The 9,025-nt window shown below is 67.3% G+C and carries 11 protein-coding genes; 5 read left to right on the plus strand and 6 right to left on the minus strand.

The window, feature by feature from the left end:
• Positions 1-7 precede the first annotated feature (7 nt).
• Both AC1RTC_RS09710 and AC1RTC_RS09715 read right to left on the minus strand, forming a co-directional pair.
• Positions 8-331, minus strand: coding sequence for a hypothetical protein (locus AC1RTC_RS09710; protein WP_493155328.1), 324 nt, complete (start codon positions 329-331; stop codon positions 8-10).
• The gene (locus tag AC1RTC_RS09715) at positions 328-558 is read right to left on the minus strand and encodes a helix-turn-helix domain-containing protein (protein WP_493155329.1); all 231 of its coding nucleotides are present in this window, start codon (positions 556-558) and stop codon (positions 328-330) included. Before AC1RTC_RS09715 ends, AC1RTC_RS09710 begins: the two co-directional genes overlap by 4 nt.
• Before the next feature lie 101 nt (positions 559-659).
• On the opposite strand from AC1RTC_RS09715, the gene AC1RTC_RS09720 reads away from it, so the two are divergent.
• Both AC1RTC_RS09720 and AC1RTC_RS09725 read left to right on the plus strand, forming a co-directional pair.
• Positions 660-947 (plus strand): helix-turn-helix domain-containing protein, encoded by a 288-nt coding sequence (locus AC1RTC_RS09720; protein WP_493155330.1) that lies wholly within the window; start codon positions 660-662, stop codon positions 945-947.
• A 99-nt stretch (positions 948-1,046) separates the two neighbouring features.
• A complete protein-coding gene (locus tag AC1RTC_RS09725) occupies positions 1,047-2,306 on the plus strand; it encodes an ABC transporter substrate-binding protein (protein WP_493155331.1) in 1,260 nt (419 codons plus the stop codon).
• Between the two features lie 242 nt (positions 2,307-2,548).
• Here AC1RTC_RS09725 and AC1RTC_RS09730 read toward each other — a convergent pair whose 3' ends face one another.
• From AC1RTC_RS09730 to AC1RTC_RS09745, 4 genes are read right to left on the minus strand one after another with little or no spacing between them, the layout of a single operon-like run.
• Positions 2,549-3,316, minus strand: a complete 768-nt coding sequence (locus tag AC1RTC_RS09730) for an ABC transporter ATP-binding protein (RefSeq protein WP_493155332.1) — start codon at positions 3,314-3,316, stop codon at positions 2,549-2,551.
• Positions 3,297-4,178 (minus strand): ABC transporter ATP-binding protein, encoded by an 882-nt coding sequence (locus tag AC1RTC_RS09735; protein WP_493155575.1) that lies wholly within the window; start codon positions 4,176-4,178, stop codon positions 3,297-3,299. The genes AC1RTC_RS09730 and AC1RTC_RS09735 overlap by 20 nt, the downstream gene beginning before the upstream one ends.
• Before the next feature lie 40 nt (positions 4,179-4,218).
• A complete protein-coding gene (locus tag AC1RTC_RS09740) occupies positions 4,219-5,208 on the minus strand; it encodes a branched-chain amino acid ABC transporter permease (protein WP_493155333.1) in 990 nt (329 codons plus the stop codon).
• A 9-nt stretch (positions 5,209-5,217) separates the two neighbouring features.
• Positions 5,218-6,471, minus strand: a complete 1,254-nt coding sequence (locus AC1RTC_RS09745) for an ABC transporter permease subunit (RefSeq protein ID WP_493155576.1) — start codon at positions 6,469-6,471, stop codon at positions 5,218-5,220.
• 282 nt (positions 6,472-6,753) lie between these two features.
• On the opposite strand from AC1RTC_RS09745, the gene guaB reads away from it, so the two are divergent.
• From guaB to AC1RTC_RS09760, 3 genes are all read left to right on the plus strand, one after another.
• Positions 6,754-8,256, plus strand: coding sequence for an IMP dehydrogenase (gene guaB, locus AC1RTC_RS09750; protein ID WP_493155334.1), 1,503 nt, complete (start codon positions 6,754-6,756; stop codon positions 8,254-8,256).
• Positions 8,257-8,515: 259 nt separating this feature from the next.
• Positions 8,516-8,692 carry a DUF4244 domain-containing protein gene (locus AC1RTC_RS09755; RefSeq protein WP_493155335.1) on the plus strand — a complete coding sequence of 59 codons (177 nt, stop codon included), beginning with the start codon at positions 8,516-8,518 and terminating at the stop codon, positions 8,690-8,692.
• Positions 8,689-9,006: a TadE family type IV pilus minor pilin gene (locus AC1RTC_RS09760; RefSeq protein ID WP_493155336.1), complete on the plus strand. Its 318-nt coding sequence runs from the start codon at positions 8,689-8,691 to the stop codon at positions 9,004-9,006. The genes AC1RTC_RS09755 and AC1RTC_RS09760 overlap by 4 nt, the downstream gene beginning before the upstream one ends.
• Positions 9,007-9,025 lie beyond the last annotated feature (19 nt).

Consider the following 9,025-nt stretch of genomic DNA (forward strand, 5'->3'; position numbering starts at 1 on the left):
GGCACGCTCACGAGTTCATCTCCGGTGCGATGTAGCTCGATCGGCGTCGACCCACCCGAACCTCCAGGCGGCCGCCGCTGAGGAGGTGGGCCTGCCACGGCATGAGCTCGACGCCCAGGGTGTCCGCGATCCGACCGACGTGGGAGGCTGCGGCGGCCGGGTCAGGAAGCGGGGCCGCAGCCGCGTCGATGAGACCCCCGATGAGCGTCTCTTCGACGGGGACCTCGGCTGTCGGGGGATGTGGGAGCGACATAGCGGCGTCGGTCCCGGCGACAGCCGAGGTAGTCCAGGGGAACCGGCGAGCGCGATGGGCCGCGTGCTGGCCGGTCACGACGCCTCCCCGAGCCCTGAAGCGGGGGCGGCGGTGGCGCTCTCCGCGGGCCTAAGGGCAGCGATGTCTGCCTCGTGGAAGAACATCTCTCCGGTGGCGCCGCTACCTACGAGCGCAGGGGTGAGCTTCTGGCGCTTCACCCACCGGGTCAGCGTCGACCGGTCGATGCCCAGCTGGCCAGCAGCTTCGGCTGAGCCCAGAAGCCTCTGAGGATCGGTGCTTTGCATGTCGAAACAATTGCACGTTGCACAAGATTATGCAAGACACAATGGACGTGAGGTTGCAAAAGCTCTTGCGATACCGCACAGGCTTGTGCAAGCATGCAGGTATGAGCATTGCATTTGAGGGGGACTCTGCCCGCCTTGCGTTCACCAAATCCGACCGCCTTGAGAAGGCGCTGAAGGTGGGGAAGGTGACGTCGAACGAGATGGCACTGCATCTCGGCGTGTCGAGAACGACGATCTCGAACTACATCAACGGTCGAACAGAGCCCAACAAGTCGCAAATGCGCGACTGGGCGTTCAAGACAGGCGTGCCTCTAAAGTGGCTCGAAGACGGCGAGATCGCCGATGATGGGCCCGACGGCGGTGGAGGTCGTCCTGTTACGTGGCTGTAACACGTACGTATTGTGAAAGACGCGGGCTCCCCGTAACTTGACAGGACAGCTTTGCGTCGCACTGCTGAATCCTCTACACATTCAATTGCAAGGAGCAACATGAGCGTATTCGTGAAGGCCACAGCCTCGCGGTCGCGGTCTCTCAAGTCGATCCTCGGTGGCATTGCCATCGTGGGCGCGAGCGCACTCGTCCTGAGTGGCTGCGCAGCACCGGCTGAGCCCGAGACCAGCGCGGGCCCCCGCGAACCACTGACCCTCAAGATCGGTACGATCCTCCCGCAGTCGGGAACCCTCGCGTTCCTCGGCCCGCCCGAGGAGGCCGGTGTTGCACTCGCAGTCAAGGACGTCAACGACGCCGACCTGGGCATCACCATCGATGTCGAGTACCGCGACTCCGGCGACACCACCACCGACACCGCCACCGTCTCGGTGACCGACCTCCTGTCGCTCGGTGTCTCGGCGATCGTCGGCGCGGCATCCTCGGGTGTCTCGAAGACGGTCATCGACCAGATCACCGGCGCTGGCGTCGTGGAGTTCTCCCCGGCCAACACCTCGATCGACTTCACCGACTACGCGGACAACGGCCTGTACTGGCGCACCGCCCCCTCGGACGTCCTTCAGGGCGAGGTCCTCGGCAACCTGGTTGCCGACGACGGTGTCGAGGCTCTCGGCATCATCGAGCTCAACGACTCCTACGGCACCGGCCTCGCGGCCAAGCTGAAGGAGACGTACGAGGCTGCCGGCGGCAAGGTTGTCGCCGAGTCCCTCTACAACACGGGTGACACCGTCTTCACCACGCAGATCTCGGAGGTGCTGGCGGCGAACCCCGACGCCATCGCACTCGTGACCTTCGACGAGGCGAAGATCATCGTCCCCGCGCTCCGTGGCGCCGGCTACACCGGCCCGCTGTACTTCGTCGACGGAAACCTCGCTGACTACAGCGCGGACTTCGCCGCCGGTACGCTCACGGACAGCAAGGGCACCCTCCCGGGCCTCGACGTCGGCACCCTCGGTGACTTCACCGACCGCCTCCTCGAGATCAACCCCGACCTGACCGACTACAGCTACGCGGCCGAGTCGTACGACGCAGTGATCCTCATCGCCCTCGCGGCGCTGGCGGCCAACTCGACGGACGGCAAGGACATCGCCTCCAAGCTGCAGGAAGTCTCCGGCGGTTCCGGCGATGGCAAGAAGGCGACCGACTTCGCGTCGGCCGCTCAGATCATCCTCGATGGTGGAGTCGTCGACTACGACGGCTACTCCGGCCCGATCACGTTCGACGAGAACGGCGACCCGACCGAGGCCACCATCGGCATCTACCAGTACGGTGCCGACAACAAGTACACCCGCATCAACTAGTCACTAGCTGACGCAACGAAGGGCCCCGGCTTCGGCCGGGGCCCTTTCGCGTTGCCGGAGGGTGCGGCGACGGGTGCGGCGTCGGCGGTCTTCGCGACCCCGGCCGCGGCCACAGGGCGAAGGGCGCCCCGGGCTCCGGCCTCCGAGGCCGCGAGAGCGCTCCCAGGGGGCCGCAGGGCGACTCCGCAAACGCGTGAGGCCCCGGATGCTGCATCCGGGGCCTCAGGGCTTTACAGCGCCGCTCAGTCCTCGCCGAGGGTGCCGAGGTAGAGGGAGATGACCTTGGGGTCGTTGAGAAGCTCGCGGCCCGTGCCGGTGTAGGCGTCGTGGCCCTGGTCGAGCACGTAGCCGCGGTCGCAGATCTGCAGGCAGCGGCGGGCGTTCTGCTCGACCATGATGGTCGTGACGCCGGCCTTGTTGATCTCCTTGACGCGCAGGAACGCCTCGTCCTGGCGGACGGGGGAGAGGCCCGCGGAGGGCTCGTCGAGCAGCAGGACGTGCGGGCCCATCATGAGCGCGCGGCTCATGGCGACCATCTGGCGCTCGCCGCCGGAGAGCGAGCCCGCCCGCTGTCCGAAGCGCTTCTCGAGCTCGGGGAAGATCTCGGTGACGAAGGCGAGCCGCTCCTTGATGCCCTTCGGCTTCTGGAACAGCCCCATCTCGAGGTTCTCGCGGATCGTGAGGGTGGGGAACACGTTGTTGGTCTGCGGCACGAACCCGACGCCCTTGGAGACGAGCTTGTTCGCCTTGAGGCCGGTGATGTTCTCGCCCTGCAGGAGCACTTCGCCGTCGCGCACCTTCACGAGTCCGAAGATCGCCTTGAGGAGCGTGGACTTGCCGGCGCCGTTCGGGCCGATGATGCCGATCAGCTCGCCCTGGTTGGCGACGAGGGAGCAGTCGTTGAGGATGTTGACGCCCGGGAGGTAGCCCGCGGTGATCCCCTTGACGTGCACGACCGGAGTGGCGGCACTCGTGGTGGCCGCCGCAGTGTCAGGACTTGTCGTCGGCATCGAGCAGCTCCTTGATCGCGTTCACGTTTTCCTTCTCCTGCTCGGGATCCTCGCCGAGGTCCTGGTCGTGGTGGCTGCCCAGGTAGGCGTCGATCACGGCGGGGTTCGACATGACGGCGTCGGGCGGCCCCTCAGCGACGATCTTGCCCTCGGCCATGACAATCACCCAGTCCGCGATGTGGCGGACCATCTGCATGTCGTGCTCGACGAAGAGCACGGTCATCCCCTGCGTCTTCAGGTCCAGGATGTGGTCGAGCAGCGACTGCGTAAGGGCCGGGTTGACGCCGGCCATGGGCTCGTCGAGCATGACCAGCGTCGGGTCGCTCATGAGCGCCCGCGCCATCTCCAGGAGCTTGCGCTGCCCGCCCGAGAGCGACGCGGCGTAGTCCTCCGCCTTGGTGTCGAGCTTGAAGCGGGCGAGGAGGTCCATCGCCTTGGCGTCGATCTCCTCCTCCTGCTTGCGCCACAGCCACGGCAGCAGGGCGACGAACATGTTCTCGCCCTTCTGGCCCTTGGCGCCGAGCTTCATGTTGTCGAGCACGCTCAGCAGCGACAGTGCCTTGGTGAGCTGGAAGGTGCGCACCTGCCCGAGGCGGGCGACGCGGAACGAGGGGATGCCCGCGAGCGACTTGCCCATGAACGTCCACTTGCCCGTGTCGGGCTTGTCGAACCCGGTGAGCAGGTTGAAGAACGTGGTCTTGCCTGCTCCGTTCGGGCCGATGAGGGCGGTGATCGCGTTGCGGGGGATCTCGACGTGCTCGACGTCGACGGCGGTGAGGCCGCCGAACGTGCGCGTCACGTGGTCCGCGACGATGATCGGATCCTTCTTCGGCACGCCCGGGACGATCTCGCCGACGTGCAGGTCGACGCTCTTGACCGGGGAGCCCTTCGTGGGCTTGACGTCACTTGACAAAAGCCAGCTCCTTCTTGTTCCCGAAGATGCCCTGTGGTCTGAAGATGACCAATAACATCAGGACCACTCCGACGAGGATGAAGCGCGTCTGGCCGGCCTGGACGCTCGACATCCCGATCAGGTCGAACCATCCCGCGGCCTGCGCGCGGGCCACGAAGCCGGAGACCGCAGAGAGCAGCACCCAGAAGATGATCGAGCCGATGACCGGCCCGAGGATCGTCGCAGCGCCGCCGAGCAGCAGGATCGTGTAGATGAAGAACGTCAGCGTTGTCGCGTAGTTCGCCGGCACGATGGCGCGGGGGAGGATGAAGATCATTCCCGCGATGGTGCCGAAGACGCCGCCGAGGATGAGCGACTGCATCTTGTAGAAGTAGACGTTCTTGCCGAGGGCGCGCACGGCGTCCTCATCTTCGCGGATGCCCTTGACGACGCGTCCCCACGGGCTCCGCATGAGCTGCCAGGCGAGGAGGCACGCGATGATCACGATGGTCCAGGCGACGATCCGCAGCCAGAGGTCGTAGGCGTTCATCGTCCACGGGCCGAAGCCGTAGGTGCCGTCCGGGATCGGATTGAGGTCGGCGAAGCCGCCCTTGTACCCGCTCAGGCCGTCGGCGGAGCCGGTGACCGCCTCGAGCGTGTTCGTCGTGAAGATGAGGCGCAGGATCTCCGCCGCCGCGATCGTCACGATCGACAGGTAGTCGGCGCGAAGTCGCAGCGTCGGCACACCGAGTATCAGCGCGAAGATGATCGACGCCCCGATGCCCACCAGCACCGCTCCCCAGACCGGGAAGTGGAAGGTGAGGGTCGAGATGCCGTAGCCGTAGGCGCCGATGGCCATGAACCCGGCCTGGCCGAAGTTCACCAGGCCGGTGAAGCCGAAGTGGATCGCGAGGCCGAGGGCCGCGAGCGCGTAGGCCGCCGTGGTCGGGCTGATGAGCTCGACCCCGGCATTCTGAATGATCTGCCAAAAATCAACCATGTCCGGCCCCTAGCCAATTCTCTCTTTGCGGCCCAGGATGCCCTGCGGCCTGACCAACAGCACGAGGATGAGGATCACCAGCGCTCCGACGTACTTCATGTCGGACGGGATCCAGAGTGTCGAGATCTCGATGAACAGGCCCACCACGATCGAGCCGACCACCGCGCCGAACGCGGTGCCGAGACCGCCGAGCGTCACGGCCGCGAAGATCAGCAGCAGGATCTGGAAGCCCATGTCCCACGAGACGCCCGGCCGGTAGAAGGCGAACAGGATGCCGCTGAGGCCGGCGAGCGCGCCGCCGATCACCCACACGATCCGGATCACCCGGTCGACGTCGATGCCGCTGGCGGCCGCGAGGCTCACGTTGTCGCTCACCGCACGGGTCGCCTTGCCCAGGCGGGTCCGGAGCAGGAAGAACGCGACGCCGATGACCGCGAGGATCGAGATGCCCATGCTCAGGAGGTCGAGCGGCGAGAGTGAGATCGGGCCGAACTTGAGGTCAGCGCCATCCGCACCCGGAAGCTGCCGGGTCGACCCGCCGTACAGGTACTGGTACAGGTAGCGGAGCGCGAGCGACAGGCCGATGCTGACGATCATCATCGGGATGAGGCCGACGCCCTTGCGGCGCAGCGGCCGCCAGAGCCCGGCGTCGAGCACGAAGCCGAAGGCGCCGCTCAGCACGATCGCGATGATGAGGGCCGCCCACAGCGGCCACGCGAAGTCGACAGCGAAGGTCAGGGTCGCGAGCGCTCCGAACGTCACCATCTCGGCGTGCGCGAAGTTGTTGAGCCCCGTCGTGCCGAAGATCAGGGAGAGCCCGACGGCGGCCAGCGCCAGCAGGAGCCCGAAACTCAGCCCGGTGAAGAGGCGCTGGACGAACTGGTCGAAGAAGCTCGTCGTCTCCCGCACGCCGACGCCCAGGAAGTAGTTGCTGAGCGCCGTCTTCGTCGCGCCGAACTCCACCTCGCGGGTCGGCGGGATGACGACGCCGTCCTTGTCCGTGACGATGACGCCCTTCGGCAGGGTCGACTCGTCGAGTGTGATCGTGTACTTGCCGCCCTCGGGAACGCCGACGCTCCACTTGCCGTCATCGCCGGTCTTGACCTCGCCCGAGAAGCCGTTGCCGTCGACCTTGATCAGCACCCCGCCGAGGGGGTCGCCGTCGTTCTTGACGTTCCCCTTGATCTGCCACTCGGAGTCGTCGTTGATGGAGTCGGCCGAAGCAGACAGACCACCGCTGAAGGTGAGGGCGATGAGCAGCATCGCGAACAGGGCGACTAGGGCGCGTTTCCAACGCCTGTCGATCGAACCAGTGACTTCCACGGAACCTCCAAGACGGACCAGCCGGAATCGAACATCCGCGGGCTCTGGCGCATCGTCGTCGTTGACGATACTGCTGGATTGTGTCCCCTGTGTTTCGGCGGGAACACAATCCGGTCAGGCCATTATGCGCGTGGAATAGCAGTCGTGCTAACCGGTTAATATTGAGTACCGGTTTCAGTGCGGCATCCGGGCCACTATCGCTTACTTCACACAGGGATATTCATGGACCAGCCTGACCCGTTTGGATTTATCGGACTCACCTACGACGACGTGATGCTGCTGCCCGGGCACACCGACGTGATCCCGAGCGAGGCGGACACGTCGTCGCGCCTCACGCGCCGCATCCGCGTGGCGTCCCCGCTGCTCTCCGCGGCCATGGACTCGGTCACCGAGTCGCGCATGGCGATCGCGATGGCGCGCAACGGCGGCATCGGCATCCTGCACCGCAATCTCTCGATCGAGGACCAGGCTGCGCACGTCGACAAGGTCAAGCGCAGCGAGTCGGGCATGATCACCAACCCGGTGACGACGACTCCGGATGCCACGGTCGCCGAGGTCGACGCGATCTGCGGCCAGTTCCGCGTGTCGGGCCTGCCGGTGGTCGAGGGCGACGGCCGTCTCGTGGGAATCATCACGAACCGGGACATGCGCTTCGTCTCCCCGTTCGAGAAGTCCACGACCCTCGTGCGCGACGTCATGACGTCGAAGGGGCTCATCACCGCCCCGGAGGGCATCGACCCCGACTCCGCGGTCGCGATCTTCGCGCAGCACAAGATCGAGAAGCTCCCTCTTATCGACGCGCAGGGGCGCCTCACCGGCCTCATCACCGTCAAGGACTTCGAGAAGACCGAGAAGTACCCGAATGCAACGAAGGACGACGAGGGCCGGCTGCGTGTGGGCGCGGCGATCGGCTTCTTCGGCGACGCCTGGGACCGCGCCGGCGCACTACGCGACGCGGGTGTGGACGTCATCGTCGTCGACACGGCCAACGGCGACTCGGCAGGCGTGCTCGACATCATCAAGCGGCTGAAGGGCGACAGCGCGTTCAGCGCGATCGACATCATCGGCGGCAACGTCGCGACCCGGTCCGGCGCGCAGGCGCTCGTGGACGCGGGCGCCGATGCCGTGAAGGTGGGCGTCGGCCCGGGCTCGATCTGCACGACGCGCGTCGTGGCGGGGGTCGGCGTTCCGCAGGTGACCGCGGTGTACGAGGCATCCCTCGCCGCTCGCGAGAGCAACATCCCCGTGATCGCCGACGGCGGCCTGCAGTACTCGGGCGACATCGCCAAGGCACTCGTGGCGGGCGCCGAGACCGTCATGCTCGGCTCGCTCCTCGCCGGCACGGACGAGAGCCCCGGCGACCTCATCTTCGTCAACGGCAAGCAGTTCAAGAGCTACCGCGGGATGGGATCCCTCGGGGCCCTCCAGACCCGCGGCAAGAAGACCTCCTACTCCCGCGACCGCTACTTCCAGGCGGACGTGCCGTCGGACGAGCAGCTCATCGCCGAGGGCATCGAGGGCCAGGTGCCGTACCGCGGCCCGGTCGGCTCCGTGGTCTACCAGCTCCTCGGCGGCCTGCGCCAGTCGATGTTCTACACCGGCGCGCGCACGATCGACGAGCTGCGGATGAAGGGCAAGTTCGTGCGCATCACCGCGGCGGGGCTCAAGGAGTCGCACCCGCACGACATCCAGATGGTGGTCGAGGCGCCGAACTACCGCGGGTAGGCCGCCGGCCCCGGCCCGCTGCCGCCCGCCGACTGCTGCTCCCGCCCCGCCCGCCGATCCGGAGGACGCCACGCCGCGATCCAGGCCGCGCGCCCAGGACGGACGGCGCGCCGTCCTCCGCAACGGAGCCGGGCGGTCGCGCGCGCCGGTCCTCCACAGCCGCTGATGCCCTGGCCCGTGTACTGCTCGGACCCTGGGCGCTTCGTGACGCGCTAGCTCCCGCAGGATTGACCCACTCGGGTCGAGACGGGAGCGGAACATGAAGGCAATGAGGGCTCGGCTGCTGGCCGAGCGCGGCGCGGCGACGGCGGAGTACGCGGTCGCGACGCTGGCGGCGGTCGGCTTCGCCGGCCTGCTGGTGGTGATCCTGCGGTCGGAGGAGGTGCGCGGCATGCTCACCGACGTCGTGCGCCAGGCACTCACCCTGCCCGGATGACCTCGGGCGAGCGCGGGGGCGTGACCGCGGAGCTCGCGGTCGCGCTCCCCGCTGTGGTGATCCTGCTAGCGACGTGCCTGTCCGGAATCGCGGTGGCGGGGCAGCAACTGCGGGTTCAGGATGCCGCGGCTCTTGCCGCGCGCACCCTCGGGCGCGGCGGCGACCCGCACGCCCTCGCCTCTCGCCTCCTGCCCGGCGCGCAGGTCATCCCGAGCGCGGACGGCGACCTCGCCTGCGTCACGGTCGCCCTCCCGGCCCGCGGCCTCCCGATCACGCTCACGGCCCGGTCGTGCGCGCTGGACGCCGGGAGGTGAGTGGTCGCGGGCCTCGTGC

It is taken from the genome of Rhodoglobus sp. GW821-FHT12B09, from assembly GCF_058809925.1.

Bases quoted from the DNA above. Each gene is read 5' to 3' on its own strand.
- AC1RTC_RS09715 (WP_493155329.1), bottom strand. From the start codon at position 558: ATGCAAAGCACCGATCCTCAGAGGCTTCTGGGCTCAGCCGAAGCTGCT.
- AC1RTC_RS09720 (WP_493155330.1), top strand. From the start codon at position 660: ATGAGCATTGCATTTGAGGGGGACTCTGCCCGCCTTGCGTTCACCAAA.
- AC1RTC_RS09725 (WP_493155331.1), top strand. From the start codon at position 1,047: ATGAGCGTATTCGTGAAGGCCACAGCCTCGCGGTCGCGGTCTCTCAAG.
- AC1RTC_RS09730 (WP_493155332.1), bottom strand. From the start codon at position 3,316: ATGCCGACGACAAGTCCTGACACTGCGGCGGCCACCACGAGTGCCGCC.
- AC1RTC_RS09740 (WP_493155333.1), bottom strand. From the start codon at position 5,208: ATGGTTGATTTTTGGCAGATCATTCAGAATGCCGGGGTCGAGCTCATC.
- AC1RTC_RS09745 (WP_493155576.1), bottom strand. From the start codon at position 6,471: ATGCTGCTCATCGCCCTCACCTTCAGCGGTGGTCTGTCTGCTTCGGCC.
- guaB (WP_493155334.1), top strand. From the start codon at position 6,754: ATGGACCAGCCTGACCCGTTTGGATTTATCGGACTCACCTACGACGAC.
- AC1RTC_RS09755 (WP_493155335.1), top strand. From the start codon at position 8,516: ATGAAGGCAATGAGGGCTCGGCTGCTGGCCGAGCGCGGCGCGGCGACG.
- AC1RTC_RS09760 (WP_493155336.1), top strand. From the start codon at position 8,689: ATGACCTCGGGCGAGCGCGGGGGCGTGACCGCGGAGCTCGCGGTCGCG.